This is a genomic window from Mycobacterium sp. 050272 (assembly GCF_039023525.1).
GTDB lineage: Bacteria > Actinomycetota > Actinomycetes > Mycobacteriales > Mycobacteriaceae > Mycobacterium.
This window is the reverse complement of record NZ_JBCHKV010000013.1, coordinates 158838-178941: the sequence shown is the minus strand read 5'-3', so window position 1 is coordinate 178941 and position 20104 is coordinate 158838. Positions and strand designations below refer to the sequence as shown.

The following is a 20104-nucleotide window of genomic DNA, read 5'->3' as shown; positions in this document are numbered from 1 at the left end:
GGACCACCCGCAAACACCCCAACGGCCACACCGAATGGATCCCCCCACCACATCTGGACCGCGGCCAACCCCGCACCAACACCTACCACCACCCCAACAAACTCCTCCACGACGGAGGTGACGATGACGAGGCGGCGTAGCGACTACAGCAGCGTGATCTGTTCGGGCTCCGGCTCGGCCGGCTCGAGCAGCTGGGGACCGTTGTTGCGGATGCTGTTCACCAGCCTCGACACCTCGCGCAGCTCGATGCCCCGCACATCCGGGGCACGGGTCAGCAGCTCGGTGTCCAGCGGGGCGTCGGGATTCAACCAGTCATCCCAGTCGCGCTCGGCCAACATCAAGGGCATCCGATCATGGACCGCGGCCAGCTCACCCACGGCGTCGGTGGTGATGATCGTGCAGCTCAGCAGCGGGTCCGCTTCCTTGTCCGGCTTCCAGACCGACCACAGACCGGCCATGAACAACGGCTCACCGTCGTCGCGGTGCATGAAGAACGGCGTCTTAGCGGTCTTCTTACCGGCGGCGTTGTCCGGATTGGGTCGCCATTCGTACCAGCCGTCCATCGGCACCAGGCAACGCTTGCTCTTGGCCGAACCACGGAAGGCCGGCGACGTGGCGACCTTGTCGGCGCGGGCGTTGATCAGCAGCGGCCCCTTGTTGTCCGGGCCGCCGTCGGGACTGGCCTTGACCCACGGCGGAACCAGTCCCCAGCGCATCAGCCGCACCCGGCGAGTCGGCTCGTCGTCCGGCTCGCTGTGGCGGGAGACCACCGTCGCGACCGTGGTCGTGGGGGCCACGTTGTAGTTGGGCTCCGACGCACGCTCCGAGGTACCGGTAGCTTCGTCGATCGCCTTGATCTTCTCGGCCAGCAGGGCCGGATCCGTCGTGACCGCAAACCGTCCACACATGACTTCCATGGTGCCCCGTACCCACGACACCCGCCGACACGGCAGGATGAACCCGTGAGCACCGACCCCTGGACGGCCCCCATCGCGCCGACGCCGGTGCACGCGACCGTAACCGTGCCGGGCTCGAAATCGCAGACCAACCGGGCGCTGGTACTCGCGGGTCTATCGAGCGCGCAGGGCCAGAGCGCCTCCACCCTCGGCGGCGCGCTGCGCAGCCGCGATACCGACCTGATGATCGGCGCGCTCACCGCACTGGGGTTGCGCGTGGACGGGGACAGTTCCGAGCTGACGGTCAGCGGCCGGCTCGACCCCGGCCCCGGCGCCCGCGTGGACTGCGGCCTGGCCGGCACTGTGTTGCGCTTCGTGCCGCCGTTGGCGGCGCTGGCGAACGTTCCGGTTGAATTCGACGGCGACGAACAGGCCCGGGTCCGGCCGATCGCGCCGCTGCTGGGCGCGCTGCGCGAGCTGGGCGTCCCGATCGAGGGAACCGGTCTGCCGTTCCGGGTGCTGGGCAGCGGATCGGTCGCCGGCGGCATCGTGGCGATCGACGCGTCGGCGTCGTCACAGTTCGTCTCCGGCCTGTTGCTGTGCGGCGCGTCGTTCAGCAACGGCCTGACCGTGCAGCACACCGGCGCGTCGCTCCCTTCGGCTCCGCACATCGCGATGACCACCGTGATGCTGCGGCAAGCCGGAGTCGACGTCGACGATTCGGTACCCAACCGCTGGCACGTGCGCCCCGGTACCGTCGCGGCCCGGCACTGGGAGGTCGAGCCGGACCTCACCAATGCCGTTGCGTTCCTGTCGGCGGCGGTGGTAACCGGCGGCAACGTCCGTATCATCGGCTGGCCGGCAACGAGCGTACAACCCGCCAACGACATTCTCGACGTGTTGAGCAAGCTGAATGCCGTTGTCACGCAAACTGATTCATCGCTCGAAGTACAGGGCCCCGAAGGCTACGACGGCTTCGACGTCGACCTGCGCGACGTCGGCGAGCTGACTCCCTCGGTCGCGGCCCTGGCGGCGCTGGCAACCCCCGGTTCGGTGTCACGACTTTCCGGCGTAGCCCATTTGCGGGGCCACGAGACCGACCGCCTCGCCGCCCTGAGCGCCGAGATCAACCGGCTCGGCGGTGACTGCCAGGAGACCGCCGATGGTCTGGTGATCACTTCGACACCAATGCATTCCGGCATCTGGCGGGCGTACGCCGACCACCGGATGGCGATGGCCGGCGCGATCGTCGGGCTGCGAGTACCCGGAGTCCGGATCGACGACATCGGCGCCACCACCAAGACATTGCCGGAATTCGCCCAACTGTGGATGCGGATGCTGGCCGACGGGGAGTCCAGCGTTTGAGACCGGGTGACTACGACGAGTCCGACGTCAAGGTCCGATCCGGCCGGGGTTCACGACCCCGGACCAAAACCCGTCCCGAGCACGCCGACGCCGAGGCCGCCATGGTGGTCAGTGTCGACCGCGGCCGGTGGGGATGCGTACTGAGCGGGCGTCCCGATTGCCGGGTCACCGCCATGCGGGCGCGCGAGCTGGGCCGCACCCCGATTGTGGTCGGTGACGACGTCGACGTGGTGGGCGACCTGTCCGGACGGCCGGACACACTGGCTCGCATTGTGCGTCGCGGTCCGCGGCGAACGGTGTTGCGGCGCACCGCCGATGACACCGATCCCACCGAGCGGGTCGTGGTCGCCAACGCCGATCAACTGCTGATCGTGGTGGCGCTGGCCGATCCGCCGCCGCGCACTGGGCTGGTCGACCGTGCGCTGATCGCCGCGTATGCCGGTGGGTTGACGCCGATCCTGTGCCTCACCAAGACCGACCTCGCCCCGCCCGAGCCGTTCGCGAAACAGTTCGCGGATCTGGACTTGACGGTGGTCGTGGCGGGCCGCGACGATCCGCTGCTGGCGGTGGCCGATTTGCTCGCCGGCAAGATCACAGTGCTGCTGGGACATTCCGGAGTGGGTAAGTCCACATTGGTGAATCGCCTTGTGCCAGAAGCTGATCGGGCGGTTGGCGAGGTCACGGACATCGGCAGGGGCCGGCATACCTCAACGCAATCGGTCGCGCTGCCCCTAAAACCGACGCCAGCGGGTTCGGGCTGGGTGATCGATACTCCGGGTATCCGCTCGTTCGGACTGGCGCACATCCAACCCAACGACGTGTTGTTGGCGTTCTCGGATCTGGCTGAGACCGTGCATGATTGCCCACGCGGATGCGGCCATATGGGACCGCCGGCAGACCCGGAGTGTGCGCTGGACACGCTCTCCGGTCCCGCCGTTCGCCGAGTCGAGGCGGCCCGCCGGTTGCTGGCGGCGCTCAGGGAGACTTAGCCAGCCGCATGCCGAGCTCGTCGGGCGGCACCAGATGGCCTTCGGCGCAGCGGATTTCGACGCCGGCTTCAGCGCCACAGCCCAGATGCGTGAGCCGCAGCCGGTGACGGCCCGGCAGGTGCTGTCGCCCCCACTCGAACAGCGCCCAGACCACCGGCATGAAATCGATGCCGGCCTCGGTCAGCACGTATTCCTCGCGGCTACGCTGCCCGGGCTCCCGATAGGGCCGGCGCGCCAGTAGCCCCAACTCAACCAGCTCGGACAGGCGTGCCGAGGTGGCCGCCTTGGTGATACCGACGCGGTGGGCGAAGTCGTCGAACCGAGTGGTGCCGTAGTACGCCTCGCGCATGATCAGCATCGCGGACTTGGTGCCGACCACCGCCATCGTCTTCTCGATCGCGCACTGACCGACCGCCGACCACTTCTCCCGATCCGCCAGGGCGCCCTGCAGAAATGTCATGTAGATCACCTCCCGTCTGGGTTGATTTTAGTATATCTAGGCGTTTTGCTGGGTATATCGAGCAATACCCAGGACTCAAGGAGGAGTCATGACCTCATTTCAGGGCCGCGACGCCGTGATCGTCGGCGCCGTCCGCACCCCGATCGGCAAGGGCAAGTCCAGCGGCGCACTGCACGACGTGCTGCCCGTCGACCTGTTGGCGCACAGCCTGCGCGAACTGGTGACCCGCACCGGCGTGGACCCGGCGCAGGTTGACGATGTCATCGCCGGAGCCGTCACCCAAGTTGGCGATCAGGCGGTCAACATCGCGCGCAACGCGTTACTGGGCGCGGGTTTCCCCGAATCGGTTCCCGGCGTCACGATCGATCGGCAGTGCGGCAGCAGCCAGCAGGCCATCAGCTTCGCCGCCCAGGGCGTCATCGCGGGCGCCTACGACCTGGTGATCGCCGCGGGCGTGGAGTCGATGAGCCGCGTGCCGATGGGCACCCAGGTTTTGCCGGGCAGTGACCCGTTCGGCGAGGGTATGGCCGCGCGCTACCCCGAAGGCCTGGTGCCGCAGGGCATTAGCGCCGAGCTGATCGCGGCGAAGTGGGGCTTCTCGCGGGCTCAGCTCGACGAGTTCTCCGCCGGCAGTCACGACAAGGCCGCCCGCGCCACCAAGGACGGATTGTTCGAGAACGAGCTGATCCCGATCGCCGGGCTGAACACCGACGAGATCATTCGTCCCGCGACCACGGTCGAGACGCTGGCCACGCTGAAGCCCGCGTTTTACAGCGAGAAGATGGAACAGCGCTTCCCGCAGATCAATTGGGAGATCACGCCGGGCAACTCGTCGCCGCTCTCGGACGGTAGCGCAGCGGTGCTGATCACCACCAGCGAGGTCGCCAAGAAGCTGGGCCTGCGGCCGCTGGCGCGCATCCACACGACGACCGTGGTGGGCGATGACCCGCTGTACATGCTGACCGGCGTCATCCCCGCGACCGAAAAGGTCTTGCAGCGAGCGGGATTGACGCTCGCCGATATCGACCTGTTCGAGGTCAACGAGGCCTTCGCGCCGGTCGTGCTGGCCTGGGCTCACGACACCGGGGCCGACCTGGCCAAGACCAACGTCAACGGCGGCGCCATCGCGATCGGACATCCGTTGGGCGCCAGCGGCGCTCGCATCATGACCACCATGGTCAACGCGCTCGATCAGCGCGGCGGCCGCTACGGTTTGCAGACCATGTGCGAGGGCGGCGGCATGGCCAACGCCACCATCATCGAGCGGTTGAGCTAGGCACGAGTCCCTAACGTTCGGCGGCTCCCTCACCGTCATCCGGTGGCGCCAGTCGACGCTCGAGCGCTCCGGCGATGTCGGTGGTGGTCACTACGAGGGCGACCATGAATTCGATCAGCTGAGCTCGACTGACATCGATCTGCTGCCGATACCACTGGGCTATCAGTTCGAGAAGGCCGCTGATGACGGTCAGCGCGGTCATCATGACGTTGTCGTCGGTTCCGGCGGTCTCCCCAAGCAATGCGTGCACTTGCCCGACCATGACCCGGGTAAGGACGTCGATGACCTCGCGGCGACGGCCGGCAAGCGCTTCGGCGGTCTGCAGCTCGATTAGTAACGCTGAGCGCCGTGGGTCCTCGTCGATGAAGGCGAACGCGAACTCGATGACGGCCCGAGCCCGGGGTTTGAGGTCGTGCGACGAGTCCGCGACCACCGCCATGATCCCGGCCAGCGCGCGGGTGAATTGGTCCTCGAATGTCGCGATCAGAAGCTCGTGGCAGCCGGGAAAGCTTTCGTAGAAATAGCGGTCGTTGAGTCCCGCGCGGGCACTGATGGCACGCACGCGCAGGTTGCCCACACCGTGCTCGGCGATCGCGTCGAGAGACGCCTCGATGAGCCGTTGCCGGCGCTGCTCACGTCGCTGGTCAGCGGTCAGGCCGCGATGGACAGCCATAAACCTCCGGTCCGAAGGGCGGGTTGCGTCGCGCCCCACTTTGGTGAAGGATCTCACCAAAGTGATCTTTGGTGAAACACTTCACCAAAGATATCAGGGGGCAACAGGGGTGGGCCGTCGATGACGGGTGTGCGCGAGCGTGTCACGGGACTACGTGAACTGGGACGACGGGCGCCGCGCCGGGCCGGCCCCCGACGTGAATACAGCCCACGCCTTGCGGCGCTGGGCCGGTTCTCGATGAGACACAAAGCCGGCGTGGTCGGCGCGTGGGTCGGCACGGCGGTAATCCTCGCCGTGGTCTTTCCACAACTGGAGACCGTCGTGCAGGAGCAGTCAGTACAGCTCCTGCCCAACGAGGTTCCGTCGTTTCACGCGCTCGACGCGATGGCGACAGCGTTCAACGAGGGTGGCGCTAAGACATCGATTGTCGTCGCGATGGAGGACCCGGCCGGGCTGACCCCGTCGGCGCGGCAACGCTACGACGCCCTGGTAGCCGCGCTGCGCGCCGACAGATCGCACGTGCTGCTGGCCCAGGATCTGCTGGCCGACCCGATCACCAGACCTCAAGCGATCAGCAAAGACGGTAAGGCCTGGTTCCTACCGGTCGGGATAGCCGGCACACTGGGCGACCCCAAGGCAGCCGAGTCGGTCGATGCAGTGCGGGCCAGCGCATCCGCGGTGCTCGCCGGGTCTTCGACCACCGCCTATGTAACCGGCCCGGCTGCGACGTTTCATGACGAGATCGCCTCTGCCGAGCACGATCTGCTGATCATCTCCGTTGCCACCGCCGGCCTCATCGCGCTCATCCTGCTGCTCGTCTACCGATCGGTGTTCACCGCACTGCTGCCGCTGCTGGTCATCGGTGCCAGCGTTGCCGTCGGCAGAGGTGTCTTGTCGGCCCTGGGCGAATGCGGCCTGCCCGTCTCTCAGGTCACTGTCGGGTTCATGACCGCCGTGCTCTTGGGCGCGGGCACCGACTACAGCGTCTTTCTGATCAGCCGCTATCACGAGCAACGACGACACGGCGTCGCCCCGGAACAAGCCATCAGCCACGCCTGCGGCAGCATCGGGCGCGTCATCTTGGCCTCGGCAGCCACCGTCGCGTTTGCACTGGCCGCAATGGTGGTTGCCCGCCTCAGCATCTTCCAGGGAGTGGGCCCGGCGTGTGCCATCGCCGTGCTGATCGGGTTTTTGGCCACCGTCACGCTGCTGCCGCCGCTACTAGTGATTGCCGCTAAACGCGGTATCGCCGAGCCCCGCGCCGATCAATCCCGGCAATACTGGACTCGCGTGGCCGTCGTCGTGGTGCGGCGCCCGTGGCCGGTGCTGGCCGCCAGTCTGGTCGTGTTGCTTGCCCTGGCCGGTGTCGCGGCAACGATGAAGATCAGCTACGACGACCGCAAGGGCCAGCCCGCCGGCACCGCCAGCAACCAGGGCTACCAGTTGCTCGACCGACACTTTCCCAAAGACACCGTGATGAACGAATTTCTGCTGGTTGAGTCGAACAGTGACATGCGAACGGCAAAAGGCCTCGCCGACCTCGATGTGATGGCCTCCCGCCTGGCCCAACTGCCTGGGGTGACCCGCGTCTCCGGTGTCACGCGCCCCACCGGGAAGCGGCTCGATCAAGCCCAATTGTCTTGGCAGAACAAACAAATCGGCGACAAAATGGCCGGTGCGGTCGCCGACGGTGCGGCCCACGAGGACGACCTTGCCAAGCTCACCCACGGAGCCGACCAACTGGCCGCCGGCCTGGGCCAACTCGACACCACCCTGCGCCGCGCACTCACCCCGGTCGCCGGCCTGCTGAGCCAAGCCCAAAACGTGGGGCAAAAGCTACAGAACCACCGCCCCCTGCTCGAGTCGGGGTTGCGCCCCCTGGCCCAACAGGCCGCCGCCGCCATCGCGGCCATCGATCCGCTCGTCGAAGGCCTCAACACTTCGCCCTGGTGCGTGACCACACCACAGTGCGCGCAACTGCGCGACGAAACGCAAGTACTGGTTACGTTGCGCAACGGCGGATTCTTCGACCAGGTTGCCGAGCTCGGCCAAAACACCACGCTGTCAACCAGTCTCAGCAGTATTCAAACCGCCGCCAACACCATGCAACAGAGCCTCGGCACTACCGGCGACCCGGCCGACATCGTCGGCAATATCCAGCGACTCCAGGACGGCATCGGTCAACTCGCGTGGGGCGCTCGAGCGTTGGCCACCGGCGTACACGCCCTGGCCGACAGCAACATCCAGATGCTCAGCGGCATGAGCAAGATCGCCGCCCAACTGCAAGGCTCGGCGCGTGCCACCTCCGAATCAGACGCCGCCTCCGGTTTCTACCTTCCCCCAGAAGCCTTCGACGACCGCCAATTCAGCGACCTGGCAAGCCATTTCATCTCTGCAGATGGACACACTGTCCGATTCGCCGTGGCCTCCTCCTACGATCCCTACTCGGCCGATGCGATGGCCCTGAACCAACGCATCCTCGAGACGGCCAACGCCGCGCGACCCAATACTTCGCTGGCCAACGCCGCGATGTCGACGGCCGGTTTCCCCGCCGTCAACTCCGATCTGCAACACATGCTGACCGCCGACTTCGAGCGTCTGGGAACGGCGACGCTGATCATCGTCGGTGTCATCTTGATCCTGCTGCTCCGTTCCGTCGTCGCCCCGCTCTACCTGTTGGGCACTGTCGTGGTGAACTATCTGGCCGCTCTCGGCTTGGGAGTCTTGGTGTTCCAGTGCGGGCTGGGACATCAGATTGCTTGGCCGGTACCGCTTTTGGCGTTTGTGTTGCTGGTAGCGGTGGGTGCTGACTACAACTTGCTGCTCATGTCCCGGCTACGCGAAGAAGCCGGCGACAGTATTCGCGTCGGCGTGCTCCGCACTGTCGTCAGCACCGGTTCCGTGATCACCTCGGCTGGCATCATCTTTGCCGTCAGCATGCTCGGACTGATGGTTGGATCCGTCGACATCCTGGTCCAAGCCGGATTCATCATCGGCTCAGGGCTGCTACTGGACACTTTCGTGGTCAGAACACTGACCGTCCCGGCCATCGCCACCCTCCTACGCGAAAAGAGTTGGTGGCCTGTACCCACACGGAGCTAGCGCAACGATCTCGGCTAGACGCCTCGACGCGCGAGAAAGGACCATCGACCCTAGAAGCTCCCCGAGCAGACCGCGCATCGTCTGTCTCAAGGATCATCACCTGACGAAGGGAGCGCCGGCTATGTGCGGCTGGGGCTGGATGTGGAACGACGGTGGCTGGGGCTGGGGCAGCGTCGTGATGTATATCGCGTTGGCGGCGCTTCTGGTGACGGTGGTCGTCGTAGTGGCCTTCGCGATGCGCGATGTGATCCGGGGCGACAGCCAGCACAACGGCGCTGCCGGGTCTGACCGCGATGGCTAGGCTGACACGACGGGCGGCCCTCGTCGCGCTCGGTTCGATCGCGGCGAGCAGCGTCGTAGGTCTGGGCTATGTTCTTCGCAACCTGTTTGAACCGTCCTCGGCTATCCGCCTCACCGACGGAGACGGCTTCATGGGCGCCGGTCACGTGGACATGAGCCGCTACATGGAAATGTTCAAGCGGCACAACGAGATCAGCCGTGTGGTCGAAGACATACCCGGCGGCGTGCGCACCACCACCGAATCGAAGTCCGCAGACCTGACCGCCCAGCTGCAGGCACACGTCTCAAGCATGTATGCCCACCTCGATCAGGGAACAGAGGTGATGTGCATGAGCCAAAGCCTGCCGGTTCTTTTCCGTCACGCCGGTGGTTATCGCCGCCAGCTCACGCTGACCGCTACGGGCGTGATCGCCGAAGAGACCGCAGACGATCCCGCGCTCACGGAAACCATCCGGGCACACGCCCGAGAGGTCACCGGTTTTGTGAACGAGGGCATGCCGGCAATGATGGGGCCGGCAATGATGGGCCCCGGCGGCATGATGAGACCGCCATGAATCGCCGCTACTTGCCGTTGGCCTGTTTCAGGTGCGCTATCTCGTTGCCCCACACCGAATCCGCGCCCGCATCGCCAATCCGGTAGATCTGAACCATTGTCGCGACAGCGACGATAAGCGTGACAATTGCGACCGTAACGCGAACGCCCAGGTGACGCGGACCGGATCGGCGTTCGGCCAACCCGAGCGCCAAAAGCCCGGCGGCAACGATCAATAAGGCAACAGCAAAATAGATCATGGTGTCGCCCAGCTCGGCGTGCTCGCGCAGAATCGGGCTGGGATTGCGCCGCAAGTCATACAGCCATCCACCGGCGTTTGCCGTGATCGGTGTCAGCACCGCCGTCACGACGGCGAGTATGCCGGTCAACCAGACCAGATGTCCCCGCCGGCCGGCAGGCCATAGGGCGCACACGATCTCCAGCAGAGCCGTCAGCGGCGCAAGCACCACGAGGAAATGCACCAGCAGCACATGGGCGGGCAAGCCATTGATGACCGTCATGAAGGTCCTTTGCGAAGTCGAATTACCTCAGGCGCCAACGTCGTGGCTTGTCCGGCGGCTGGCTGGAGCGGACGCCCAGTGAGGTCGGGCGAGCGTGATCATAACGTCGTTCACCGCTGCAAAGGCAAAGCTAAATATGGCTACTCCGAGAAAGTTTGATGAGGCTGCACTTGCTGGCGCGACGGGGTGGAAATGCGCTTGGCTAGGCGACATGGGTGACGAGCAGCCACTTCAGCAAGACGAATCAACGCACACGGCCGAACCGCATGCCGGCCACAGCTCAGGCCGGCTGAACAGCCTTCGGGCGGCGGTGTTAGGCGCCAACGACGGCATCGTTTCGGTGGCCAGCCTGGTGGTCGGCGTGGCCGGGGCAACCTCAGAGCGCGGCCCGATCTTCACCGCCGGGCTGGCTGCCCTGGTGGGCGGGGCGGCGTCGATGGCGCTGGGTGAATTCGTGTCGGTCTCGAGCCAGCGGGACAGTGAGAAGGCGCAGCTTGCTACCGAGCGACATGAGCTACGACACATACCGGAGGCCGAATTGGCCGAGCTCACCGCCATCTATCAGGACCGGGGCCTATCAGCTGAGACCGCGGCGCAAGTAGCCAAGGAGCTGACGGAGCACGATGCGCTGACCGCGCACGCGCACGCCGAACTCAACATCAATCCCGAGGAGCTGGCGAACCCCTGGCAGGCCGCCGCGGCGTCGGCAGCGTCGTTCATCATCGGAGCGCTGCTACCGTTGATATCGATCCTATTGCCACCCACCGCCTTTCGGGTTCCGGTGACATTCGTCGCCGTGCTCGCGGCCTTGGCGCTCACCGGTGCGCTCAGCGCCCGGATCGGCGGTGGCAGCGTACGGCGGGCGGTGTTGCGGGTCGTACTCGGAGGGGCGGCTGGCCTGGCGTTCACCTACGGCATCGGCCATCTCTTCGGCACCGCGGTCCAGTAGTACCGCTCTTCGGTCAGTGCACGAATCGGCACAGATTCGAAAGGGCCCAAAGCGGGTAATCTGGCCCAATGTATGTGCAGCGGCGAGTGCTGGACCAGCATCGTTTCGATGCCGTGTCCGCGTCGCTGGCACTGGAAGAGTCCAATTCGGCGCTGATGTTGTTGGACCGCGACCTGCGTATCCGCGGTGTCAATGCGACCTACGAAATCCTCTCGTTGCGACCGCGCGGGGAGCTGCTTGGCGAGTTCGTGTCCGACGTATTTCCGGACAACCCCGACGACGAGGAAGCCAGCGGCACGGCGCAGCTTGCCGCGTCCGTGGAATCGGCGATGCGACGGCGCGGCACCGACAGCATGCCAATCGTGCGCTACGACATCACCGATCCACAGGATCCGGACGTCTTCCTGCCGAAGCTGTGGACATGCCAGAACGTCGCGGTCGACGACGGCGACGAGCAGTTCGGGGTGCTGCATCAGGTAGCCGAGGTCACCTCACTCGACGACGCGTTGTCGGCGCTATCGCAGAACGTCGCCGCCGGTGAGTCACCCGTTGCGTCCGAGCACATGCACGTGCTGGCGGCACTGGCCGCCAAGGCCCGCCAGGACGAGAGCCGGGCGCGGGCAATGACAGGCGAGATCGAGCAGTTGCACCGGGCGGTCGAAACCCGCGACATCATCGGCCAAGCGAAGGGCATGCTGATGGAGCGGTTCAATGTCGACGCGGCAGCGGCGTTCGACCTGTTGGCGAAACTGTCGCAGCAGGCGAACATCCGACTGGTGGACATCGCTCGCAAGCTCGTCGAAATGGACCATCCCAGCACGCCATAGCAATGTCGTTGCCCGGCAACCTCTTTGGCGCACGCCCGCGCCGGGCGAGATCAGAGCCAGCCGGTGCGTGCGGCGGCGACCGGTTCGGCGGGCGCTGGGGCCAATTTCCCGTCACGCACGCCGTCGAGCATCCGCTTCACCGCCGCGACAATTTCCGGGGCGGCCGCAGCGAGCCCGGCCTTATCGGCCTCGGGGACCTCGTCGGGTTCTACGCCCGCCCGCGCCAGCACGGCGGCCGGATCAGCCAGCTGCTCGGCCAACCACGACACCGGGTCGGCTGACAGCTCGGGGACGAAGTGCCGGCGCCCGGGTTCCCAGCCCTTGAATTGGGGGTGGTGATGGGCCCGGTCCAGCGTCCCCGGCGGGCTCTCGGTGGACCCGAACAGATCCACCCGCCAGACCGGACGGTTGAAGGCGATCGGGATGCCCGCGTATATCGATCCCTGCGGCTCGGCCCGATCGACGACTCGGAGTTCCAGTCTGACTCCCCGCTCCGGGGTTTCCTGACCTTCGTTCGGGGTCGGGTCGACGAAGAACATATCCCCGACGACTACGCCCAGGGTTTCGAATCCAAACGCTGCAAGCATGTTTCCGAGAGTAGACCTAGGCGGCGGGTGCGCGGAGCCTCAAGACACCGGCGACAACGCGGCGTCGAGCAGCCCGGCGACGTTTTTCCAGTACAGCCAGTCGGCGATGGCACTGCGCAGCGCTGCCGGGTCGGCCGCGGCGTGCGCATCGCCGCCCACGACGTGCTGGGCGTGAGCGACGTAGGCGTGGAACGCCTGCAGGTGCGGTGCCTGACGGCGGGGGTCGTTGCTGACCATCGGCTTCATCACCTGTAACCACTTCATGAAGCGCTCGTCGGCGGGCGGGTTCGCTTCGGCTGGTGGTAGAAGTTCACGCAGACGCGTGTCGGGCGTCTGCGCCAGCCGCTCGGCCGCCTCGGGATTCACCACCTCTAACCGCGACCGGCCGATCATCTCCCCGCTGTCCGGGATGTCATCGGCGTTGAGTACTACCTTCGCCACACCCGGATCGGAATCGGCCAACTGCTCTTCGGTAGCGATCACCGCGCGCAACGTCATGTCGCGCTGAGCCGCCCAGCTTTGCACGGCCACAACGGGATACGTGGCCCAGCGAGCCCGCTCGGCGGGCGCAATCGCGTGGTCGGCGGTGGCCATCAACACCCTCTCGGGCAACTGCACACCGTCCGGGATATAGGCCAGCCCATAGCTGTTGGCCACCACGATCGCGCCGTCGGTGGTCACGCCGGTCACCCAGAAGAATCCGAAGTCCGGCGGCTTGTCCCCGACGGGTGCGTTCAATGCCGCCGCGATGCGCCGCGCCAACTGCAGCGGATCCGCGCCGCGTCGGCGTGCGGCGTCGGCTGTTGCCGCCTCGGCCACCGCGTCGCGCTCGAGCCGAGCCGGTGAGACCGGAATCGCGGCAACCCCAGCGACTTCCGCCACCTGAGCCGCATCCCTCGACGGCGCGACGCGGTCGCCATGCGGCGTCCGGCGATGCGTTGCCGCAGCCGGCCGGACACCCGAAGACTGACCCGGGGAAACTCGCCCGGCCCCGCCGCCCACCGCCGGCACCGCGCCGCCACCCGGCCCGCCACCCGACGCAGTGGACCCGCCCGCGCCGGCGCCGCCTGCGGCTCCCGGCACGGTAGGCATCGCCGGCATGACACCCGCGCTGGCGGGTGCAACGCGCGGTGAATCATCATGCGGCCCAACCTCGTACGGTTGCGCATCAGGCCGTGCCGACCCATCCGGATCGTCGGCACCGCCATCCCGCGATACTGTCGCCGGCTGGCGGACGGTGCCCACAGTTGTCGGGCCGCCGACCTGTGACGGCTGACCGGGCACGCTGGCGGCGGGCGTCGCCGGCACAGCGGGAATGATTGGCGGAGTTGGCAACTGGCCGCCTACCGGAATTGCGGGCAACGACGGCCCGGCGGGCGGGGACGCAACCGGTCCAGCGCCCGGCGGTGCGACCGGTCCCGGCAGCGCGGGGCTGGAATCTGACGGGTCTTCATCCCCCGGCGCTACAGGTGGCGCCTTCTGGTCAAGCAAGTCTTGAAGCCCGCTGGATGGCGGTTTCCACGCCTTGCTCGCCAGAATCTGCTCGGCGGTCATCGTCACCACGGCGACATTTGCCTCGTGGGTCGCAGTGACCACCGCGTTGATCGCTTCGGTCCGTTCAGCTTCGGTCAGCCTGAACTCATTCGCCAATGCCTTGATCTTGGTCTCGGCGACTTCCACGTTGTCATAGATATCGGACTTGGCCTGAATGATTGACCTGCCAATGTTTCGGTGCCAGGTGATCACGGTGGCAAGACCGTCTTGCAGCGACGTCAGCGCTTCGATGAGCGTTCCCACTTGACGATTGGCGGCACCGGAGGCGCTTCCCGACCACACATCACCATCAAAGATGGCCAGCTGTTGCCGATGGCAGTTATCCGCAACGTCGCTGACCGTTCGCAACACCTGCATGTACTGTGCGGCGCGGTCAAAGTTGATGTCCTCGTCGGACTCTGGCCAGCCGTTTGGGGCAAGCATCTTCTCGGCATGCTCACCCGTCGGTGGCGCCAAGCCCATCGATCACTCCTCGTTCCACGGCTGCCGGCTATTGCTTGGGCACTTCCTTGGCGCCCCGCAGACCGATGACGCCCTCAGTCCAGGACCGCTGCTCGGTGTAAAGGGCCTCTTCATCGCCTTGCACGCGTTTGGCTTTGCCGGTGCCCTTATCGCCACCCGCGGCGGGAGCCCCGCCCATACCGCCGCCCATCGCGCCCGAGCCCGGGACGCCTCGGCCGGTGATTCCGGGCCCAGCTGCCGCTCCCCCGGCAGCGGCGCGTGCCGTCGCGCCGTCTTCTCCCCAGGATTGCAACGGTGTGCCCGGCACACCGGCCCCGCCGAAGGACGCGGGCTTGACCCCACCACCGTGCGCAAGCTTAGGCGCGCCTTGGCCTTTCAGGTCTCTGAGCGCCTCGGCCAGCTGCGGATCGGGCGCCTGCGCCGCAGACGGCATCATCGGCATCATCGGTGTCGACGGAATGAACGGCAGACCCCCCTGATCACCGGAAGGGGTGGGCGGCCCAGGCGTCGGCTTGTCGTCGGGTATCCAGTCCGGCCGCGGCGGCGGCTTGAGAACATGTGACTTCTTGATGTCTTCATCGCTCGGCCGCACCGATGGCTTCCACGGCTTGGGCGGATCGATTTTCTTGGCGCTGGGCGGCGCCGTCGGATTCACTTGCGACACTGGCAAACCCGACTTGCCACGGAAGTCAGTAAGCAGAGCCACGGAGTTTTTCGACGCCTCGTTGTAGGTTGTCATGAATGTTTCGTAGCCGGAGTGCATATTGGCTTTGGCCCACGCCTCGAGCTCGAGCAAGCTTTTGTAGTCCCACTTCACCCGCTTCCCGTAGCGCGCGTCCTTGCCCCAGACGTGCTGCTTGCGCAAGGCGCGGAACTCGTCGGCGACCGTTTGAGCCTGACGAGACATCTGATCGCTGAATCTCGCCATGGTGTCCAACCACGTCCGCTGCAATTCGAAATTCTCCCCGACGGCGGTGGCAGCCTCACCTTCCCATTCTCGGAAGGGCCGGAAACGATCGCGGGCTCGCCGCAGCGCGTCGTGGTATTTAGCCCATTGTTCGGCAAAGCGATCAAACGATGCGCCTTGATCCATTTGTTCGAGTTCCAAGGCCGCCTGTTCGAGGTTGTGTAGCCCGTCCATCGCCTCTTGGGGTACGTCCTGGTTCGGAGCAACGCCGGCGCCAAACATCGCGGGGCCGGCATCGCCGGGCGCGGGCCCGGACATGGCCACACCCGACAGCGACGTCTCGTTGTGCAGCGCTGCTGCCGCATCCTCGTCGACGTGGCGATATGCCTTGGCCGCATTCCGCAGCGACTGGGCCAGGTCTTTGCGCGACTTGTCGAACAGCCCTAGGTAATAGCGCATGTTGTCAGCCGAATAACCAAGGTCTTTGGCGCATTGTTTGACGATCGCCAGGCCGCATGGAGGTTGGGGGACTTCGGTGGGTATGCCTCGCCCTTGCTGATCCACCAGCGGCGCTTCCAACTCGTTCGCCCGAGCTATCAGTTCCTCGTAGACGACCTTCGTCATCACCGGTCCGGTCACGGCGAATCACCTCCTAGCTGCCACAGGGCACGACGAATGAGCGCGCGACAAAAGTCCGGTGAAATTCCATCACGCCCGCGCTGCGACAACTGGCGAATCAGCAACGCCGATTACCGGCCATCTCAGCACACCTTGGACGACACCTCGACGTCACCCGCGGTTAGCCTAATCTGAGCCTGGTGCAGCTACCCGCACCAATATTCAAGCGAATTGCGCGTCGCCTGCGGCGGACTCGACACGCTGCCGCGCTGCTTGACCCTGGTACCCTAGGGGGGTACCGTTCGGCGCATGTCAGAAGGCGCGGCCACCTCTTGATCGACGACTTCGCGCTGCGGTGGATCGTCACCGCACTCTTCGGTATCAGCATTGCGACCTACGTCTATCTCCTTGTCGCCCAACGTGACCGATCAACCAGCACGATCGACCATCTGTTGCACCTGACGATGGCGGCCGCAATGATCCTGATGGCATGGCACATCGGATGGGACGTCTCGACATCCGGGCCGATGATCATCTTCGCGTTGGCGGGCGCCTGGTTTGTGCGTGCGGCCTGCAGACGCTCGTCGGCCACCGGTGAGCGACTCACCAACTCCTACTACGCGGTGATGGCGGTGGCGATGGTGTGGATGTACGCGGTGATGAGCGGCAGCCTGCCGGGCCAGGCCAGCCACCCGAAGCCGGATTCGCTGGCCATGAACATGCCCGGCATGGAGATGCCGGCACACGAGATGTCTAGGGCACCAGCAGGATTCGGGTGGGTCACCGCGGTGAACTGGATCGTGGTGCTCGGTTTCGCGGTTGCGGCGCTGTATTGGTCAAGCCGTTGCGCCGCCCGGCGGCAGTCCGCGCGCTTGGAACCGCTGTATCAAGCATGCGCTGCCGCCGGCACCGCGGCGATGTTCTTCGCCCAGCTCTAGGTGCAGCGCCTAGGCCGCCAGATCGTCGGCGTCCTTGAGCATCTGCTCCATCTTCTTCATGGCGCGCTTGTTGCGGCGCCAGCCCCGAACGGTGGCGATTGCGGTCTTGAGGCCGCGCCGCCGGCCGGTCTGCGGGTCGGTACCCGCGAAGTCGGCCTCTAGTTCGGCGAACATCCGCTCGCTACGGGTTTCCGGAGCGTCGTCGGCGCTGTCCAGCAAGTACTTGTTGGGCAACGACAGCTTGGCCATCGTGCGCCACGTCTTGCCGTACTGCACCAGGAAAGATCCTGTGGTGTAGGGCAAGTCGTACTTGTCGCAGACCTCACGCACTCGCACCGAGATCTCGTGCAACCGGTTGCTCGGCAGATCGGGGTACAGGTGGTGCTCGATCTGGTGGCACAGGTTGCCGCTCATGAACCGCAGCGCCGGTCCCGCCTCGAAGTTGGCACTGCCCAGCATCTGGCGTAGGTACCAGTGTCCCTTCGACTCTCCGATCATGTCGGTCTTGGTGAATTTCTCTGCGCCATCAGGGAAGTGGCCGCAGAAGATCACCGCGTTGGCCCACACATTGCGGATCACGTTGGCGACGGCATTGGCCTTCAGGGTGGACTTGTAGGTCGCGCCGGGTGACAGCGAGGTCAGTGCCGGGAATGCGACGTAGTCCTTGACCACCTGACGGCCGGCCTTCGCGAAGAACTCATCGGTGCGCTGCCGCGCTTCGTCCTGATCCATCCGCTTCTTGACGATCTTGCCGATCTCGACGTGTTGCAGGCCGACGCCCCACTCAAAACCGATGCCGAGCAACGTGTTCCACACCAGGTTGAAGAGGTTGAACTTCTTCCAGCGCTGATCGCGAGTGACACGCAGCATGCCGTAGCCGACATCGTCGTCCATCCCGAGGATGTTGGTGTACTTGTGGTGCACGAAATTGTGGGTGTAGCGCCAGTGCTTGGACGAGCCGGCCATGTCCCACTCCCACGAGGACGAGTGAATCTCCGGGTCGTTCATCCAGTCCCACTGGCCGTGCATGACGTTGTGGCCGATCTCCATGTTCTCGATGATCTTGGCCACGCCCAGGGTCACAGTGCCGGCCCACCATGCCGAGCGCCGCGAACTCGCGGCCAGCATCAGTCGGGCGGACACCTCTAGCGCACGCTGTGCGGCGATGGTGCGACGAATGTAGCGGGCGTCCCGCTCGCCGCGTGAGTCCTCCACGTCCTGGCGGATAGCATCGAGCTCAACGGCCAGGGCTTCGATATCAGCGTCCGACAGATGCGCAAATACGTCGATGTCTGTGATCGCCATCGTTCTCACCTCCCGGCGTTCGGTTTTGTGGTCAGTACCTACGCTATCGTAACCTACGACTCCGTAGGTTACCTATGAGTAATACCTAAATGTCGAGCACACAATCGCCGGAAGCTGCCGACACGCAGGTCTGCACCCGGCTCCCGGGCTCGTGTTCCTGTCCGGTTCGCAGGTCACGGACATGACCTTCCAGCAGGGGTACCACGCAGGACTGGCAGATACCCATCCGGCAGCCGAACGGCATCTGGATTCCGGCTCGCTCCCCCGCATCCATCAGTGAGGTCGCGGCGTCGGCGGCCACCGTGCGACCGGTTCGGCCGAAGGTCACCGTTCCGCCCTGGCCGGCTGGTGCCGACTTGGCCACCGCGAACCGCTCCAAGTGCAACCGGTCGCTGATGCCCGCGGCCGCCCAGACCTTCTCGGCCTGAGCCAGCATGCCCTCCGGTCCGCAGGCCCAGGTTTGACGTTCGCGCCAGTCCGGTATCTCGTCGTCGAGCCGGGCGAGGTCGAGTCGCCCCTGCGTCCGGGTCTCGCGCACCTGTAACCGGTACCCGGGATGCACCGACGCGAGCGCGGTCAACTCGGCACCGAACATCACCTCCGATTCGGTGGGCGCCGAATGGACGTGCTGAATGTCACCAATCTGCTTGCGGCGCACCAGCGTACGCAGCATCGACATCACCGGCGTGATTCCCGATCCCGCAGTGAGGAACAGAATCGACGGCGGAGCCGGATCGGGAAGCACGAAGTTGCCCTGGGGTGCGGCCAGCCGCACGATGGTTCCCGGCTCGACGCCGCCCACCAGGTGGCTGGATAGGAAGCCTTCCGGCATCGCCTTGACGCTGATCGTCACGGTGCGCTCGGGGCCGGACCCCGACCGCGCCACCGGGCTCGACGTCAGCGAATACGACCGCCAGCGCCAGCGGCCGTCCATCCGCAGTCCGATCCCGATGTACTGGCCGGGCTCGAAGTCGAAGCTGAAGCCCCAGCCCGGCTTGATGACCAGAGTCGCGGAATCCTCCGTCTCGCGGCGCACCTGCATGATGCGGCCCCGCAATTCGCGCGCCGACCATAGCGGGTTGGCCAGATGGAGATAGTCGTCGGGCAGCAGCGGCGTGGTGATGCGCGCAGCGATCTGGCGTAACGCATGCCAGCCGGGATGCCTTTGGGCACCCGCGACCGTGGGGCGCTTGGTGTCGACCACATTCGCGGTGACCGATTGGTATTTCCTACCCATAATAAAAGCTACGGTACCGTAAGTTACGGTATCTTTTCCAGGCTGACGCGCCCGGATTGCGTCACATTCGCCGGCCGGTCATGGCGGTCACAACAGATCGAGCAGGAACGGCAGCTCCTGGTTCGCATACCAAGCCAGATCGTGGTCCTGGGCGTCGCCGACGATCAGATCGGCATCCTCATCCCCCAGGTCAGCGGCATCGATGGCCTCGATCGCCTTCGCCACGGCCTCCTCCGCACCGGCGTTGTCGACATAGGCCGCGACCACCTGGTCCATCGAGACCGGCCCGGCGATTCTGACCACCGCATCGTCGAGGTCGGGACGGAAGGTGACGTCGTCGACCTCGGCGGTCAGCACCGCGCGTCGTGGCCGCGCCGACTGATCGCCGCCCCCGCCGTCGTGGGCCGCCAGCAGACGCAGCGACGCCAGCGCCGCCTCGCGCAACGCCACGTCGGCGAGCTCGTCCTCGTCTCCTTCCGCATAGGCCTCGCGCAATGTCGGGGTCACCGCGAACGCGGTGCCGTTGACCGGCCGCAGCGAGTCGTCGGCGACGAGCTGCTGCAGCATCGTCAATGTGACCGGAATGTAGACCTGGGTCGCGCCCAT

Annotated in this window: 19 protein-coding genes; 9 read left to right on the top strand and 10 right to left on the bottom strand. The window is 65.7% G+C overall.

The window, feature by feature from the left end:
• Window positions 1–143: 143 nt before the first annotated feature.
• Window positions 144–908, bottom strand: coding sequence for an SOS response-associated peptidase (locus AAHS21_RS22700; protein ID WP_342929796.1), 765 nt, complete (start codon window positions 906–908; stop codon window positions 144–146).
• 54 nt (window positions 909–962) lie between these two features.
• Between AAHS21_RS22700 and aroA the strand changes: the two genes are divergently transcribed.
• Both aroA and rsgA read left to right on the top strand, forming a co-directional pair.
• Window positions 963–2261, top strand: a complete 1299-nt coding sequence (aroA, locus tag AAHS21_RS22695; protein WP_342929795.1) for a 3-phosphoshikimate 1-carboxyvinyltransferase — start codon at window positions 963–965, stop codon at window positions 2259–2261.
• Entirely contained in the window at window positions 2258–3250 is a 993-nt protein-coding gene (rsgA, locus tag AAHS21_RS22690) for a ribosome small subunit-dependent GTPase A (protein ID WP_342929794.1), read from the top strand. Before aroA ends, rsgA begins: the two co-directional genes overlap by 4 nt.
• On the opposite strand, the gene AAHS21_RS22685 is transcribed toward rsgA, so the two are convergent.
• The gene (locus AAHS21_RS22685; RefSeq protein ID WP_342929793.1) at window positions 3237–3710 is read right to left on the bottom strand and encodes a helix-turn-helix domain-containing protein; all 474 of its coding nucleotides are present in this window, start codon (window positions 3708–3710) and stop codon (window positions 3237–3239) included. The genes rsgA and AAHS21_RS22685 overlap by 14 nt on opposite strands.
• A gap of 88 nt (window positions 3711–3798) precedes the next feature.
• Between AAHS21_RS22685 and AAHS21_RS22680 the strand changes: the two genes are divergently transcribed.
• Window positions 3799–4986: an acetyl-CoA C-acyltransferase gene (locus tag AAHS21_RS22680; protein ID WP_342929792.1), complete on the top strand. Its 1188-nt coding sequence runs from the start codon at window positions 3799–3801 to the stop codon at window positions 4984–4986.
• Between the two features lie 10 nt (window positions 4987–4996).
• On the opposite strand, the gene AAHS21_RS22675 is transcribed toward AAHS21_RS22680, so the two are convergent.
• A complete protein-coding gene (locus AAHS21_RS22675) occupies window positions 4997–5659 on the bottom strand; it encodes a TetR/AcrR family transcriptional regulator (RefSeq protein WP_342929791.1) in 663 nt (220 codons plus the stop codon).
• Between the two features lie 120 nt (window positions 5660–5779).
• Here AAHS21_RS22675 and AAHS21_RS22670 point away from each other — a divergent pair, with 120 nt between their 5' ends.
• From AAHS21_RS22670 to AAHS21_RS22660, 3 genes are all read left to right on the top strand, one after another.
• Window positions 5780–8761, top strand: coding sequence for an RND family transporter (locus tag AAHS21_RS22670; protein ID WP_342929790.1), 2982 nt, complete (start codon window positions 5780–5782; stop codon window positions 8759–8761).
• A 121-nt stretch (window positions 8762–8882) separates the two neighbouring features.
• Window positions 8883–9062: a hypothetical protein gene (locus tag AAHS21_RS22665; protein ID WP_342929789.1), complete on the top strand. Its 180-nt coding sequence runs from the start codon at window positions 8883–8885 to the stop codon at window positions 9060–9062.
• Window positions 9055–9615 (top strand): hypothetical protein, encoded by a 561-nt coding sequence (locus tag AAHS21_RS22660; protein WP_342929788.1) that lies wholly within the window; start codon window positions 9055–9057, stop codon window positions 9613–9615. Before AAHS21_RS22665 ends, AAHS21_RS22660 begins: the two co-directional genes overlap by 8 nt.
• Window positions 9616–9622: 7 nt before the next feature.
• On the opposite strand, the gene AAHS21_RS22655 is transcribed toward AAHS21_RS22660, so the two are convergent.
• A complete protein-coding gene (locus AAHS21_RS22655; protein ID WP_342929787.1) occupies window positions 9623–10114 on the bottom strand; it encodes a DUF2231 domain-containing protein in 492 nt (163 codons plus the stop codon).
• Window positions 10115–10325: 211 nt separating this feature from the next.
• On the opposite strand from AAHS21_RS22655, the gene AAHS21_RS22650 reads away from it, so the two are divergent.
• Entirely contained in the window at window positions 10326–11063 is a 738-nt protein-coding gene (locus tag AAHS21_RS22650) for a VIT family protein (RefSeq protein ID WP_342929786.1), read from the top strand.
• A 68-nt stretch (window positions 11064–11131) separates the two neighbouring features.
• Window positions 11132–11890, top strand: a complete 759-nt coding sequence (locus AAHS21_RS22645) for an ANTAR domain-containing protein (protein ID WP_342929785.1) — start codon at window positions 11132–11134, stop codon at window positions 11888–11890.
• Between the two features lie 50 nt (window positions 11891–11940).
• On the opposite strand, the gene AAHS21_RS22640 is transcribed toward AAHS21_RS22645, so the two are convergent.
• Genes AAHS21_RS22640 through AAHS21_RS22630 form a run of 3 tightly spaced genes read right to left on the bottom strand, consistent with a single transcriptional unit; the run spans window position 11941 to window position 16039 of the window.
• Entirely contained in the window at window positions 11941–12477 is a 537-nt protein-coding gene (locus tag AAHS21_RS22640) for a hypothetical protein (RefSeq protein ID WP_342929784.1), read from the bottom strand.
• Window positions 12478–12516: 39 nt separating this feature from the next.
• Window positions 12517–14493 carry a hypothetical protein gene (locus tag AAHS21_RS22635; RefSeq protein WP_342929783.1) on the bottom strand — a complete coding sequence of 659 codons (1977 nt, stop codon included), beginning with the start codon at window positions 14491–14493 and terminating at the stop codon, window positions 12517–12519.
• A gap of 28 nt (window positions 14494–14521) precedes the next feature.
• The gene (locus AAHS21_RS22630; RefSeq protein WP_342929782.1) at window positions 14522–16039 is read right to left on the bottom strand and encodes a hypothetical protein; all 1518 of its coding nucleotides are present in this window, start codon (window positions 16037–16039) and stop codon (window positions 14522–14524) included.
• Between the two features lie 311 nt (window positions 16040–16350).
• Here AAHS21_RS22630 and AAHS21_RS22625 point away from each other — a divergent pair, with 311 nt between their 5' ends.
• A complete protein-coding gene (locus tag AAHS21_RS22625; RefSeq protein WP_342929781.1) occupies window positions 16351–16956 on the top strand; it encodes a DUF5134 domain-containing protein in 606 nt (201 codons plus the stop codon).
• Window positions 16957–16965: 9 nt separating this feature from the next.
• On the opposite strand, the gene AAHS21_RS22620 is transcribed toward AAHS21_RS22625, so the two are convergent.
• The 3 genes from AAHS21_RS22620 to AAHS21_RS22610 all read right to left on the bottom strand — a co-directional run bounded on the left by AAHS21_RS22620 (window position 16966) and on the right by AAHS21_RS22610 (window position 20104).
• Entirely contained in the window at window positions 16966–18261 is a 1296-nt protein-coding gene (locus tag AAHS21_RS22620) for a fatty acid desaturase (RefSeq protein ID WP_342929780.1), read from the bottom strand.
• 85 nt (window positions 18262–18346) lie between these two features.
• Window positions 18347–19498 (bottom strand): ferredoxin reductase, encoded by a 1152-nt coding sequence (locus AAHS21_RS22615; protein ID WP_342929779.1) that lies wholly within the window; start codon window positions 19496–19498, stop codon window positions 18347–18349.
• An 87-nt stretch (window positions 19499–19585) separates the two neighbouring features.
• Entirely contained in the window at window positions 19586–20104 is a 519-nt protein-coding gene (locus AAHS21_RS22610) for a hypothetical protein (protein ID WP_342929778.1), read from the bottom strand.

What these genes read in the sequence shown, in the direction of transcription:
- AAHS21_RS22700 (WP_342929796.1), bottom strand. Translation starts at nt 908, where the DNA reads ATGTGTGGACGGTTTGCGGTCACGACGGATCCGGCCCTGCTGGCCGAG.
- AAHS21_RS22685 (WP_342929793.1), bottom strand. Translation starts at nt 3,710, where the DNA reads ATGACATTTCTGCAGGGCGCCCTGGCGGATCGGGAGAAGTGGTCGGCG.
- AAHS21_RS22680 (WP_342929792.1), top strand. Translation starts at nt 3,799, where the DNA reads ATGACCTCATTTCAGGGCCGCGACGCCGTGATCGTCGGCGCCGTCCGC.
- AAHS21_RS22675 (WP_342929791.1), bottom strand. Translation starts at nt 5,659, where the DNA reads ATGGCTGTCCATCGCGGCCTGACCGCTGACCAGCGACGTGAGCAGCGC.
- AAHS21_RS22670 (WP_342929790.1), top strand. Translation starts at nt 5,780, where the DNA reads ATGACGGGTGTGCGCGAGCGTGTCACGGGACTACGTGAACTGGGACGA.
- AAHS21_RS22665 (WP_342929789.1), top strand. Translation starts at nt 8,883, where the DNA reads ATGTGCGGCTGGGGCTGGATGTGGAACGACGGTGGCTGGGGCTGGGGC.
- AAHS21_RS22660 (WP_342929788.1), top strand. Translation starts at nt 9,055, where the DNA reads ATGGCTAGGCTGACACGACGGGCGGCCCTCGTCGCGCTCGGTTCGATC.
- AAHS21_RS22655 (WP_342929787.1), bottom strand. Translation starts at nt 10,114, where the DNA reads ATGACGGTCATCAATGGCTTGCCCGCCCATGTGCTGCTGGTGCATTTC.
- AAHS21_RS22650 (WP_342929786.1), top strand. Translation starts at nt 10,326, where the DNA reads ATGGGTGACGAGCAGCCACTTCAGCAAGACGAATCAACGCACACGGCC.
- AAHS21_RS22645 (WP_342929785.1), top strand. Translation starts at nt 11,132, where the DNA reads ATGTATGTGCAGCGGCGAGTGCTGGACCAGCATCGTTTCGATGCCGTG.
- AAHS21_RS22640 (WP_342929784.1), bottom strand. Translation starts at nt 12,477, where the DNA reads ATGCTTGCAGCGTTTGGATTCGAAACCCTGGGCGTAGTCGTCGGGGAT.
- AAHS21_RS22635 (WP_342929783.1), bottom strand. Translation starts at nt 14,493, where the DNA reads ATGGGCTTGGCGCCACCGACGGGTGAGCATGCCGAGAAGATGCTTGCC.
- AAHS21_RS22620 (WP_342929780.1), bottom strand. Translation starts at nt 18,261, where the DNA reads ATGGCGATCACAGACATCGACGTATTTGCGCATCTGTCGGACGCTGAT.
- AAHS21_RS22615 (WP_342929779.1), bottom strand. Translation starts at nt 19,498, where the DNA reads ATGGGTAGGAAATACCAATCGGTCACCGCGAATGTGGTCGACACCAAG.
- AAHS21_RS22610 (WP_342929778.1), bottom strand. Translation starts at nt 20,104, where the DNA reads ATGGGCGCGACCCAGGTCTACATTCCGGTCACATTGACGATGCTGCAG.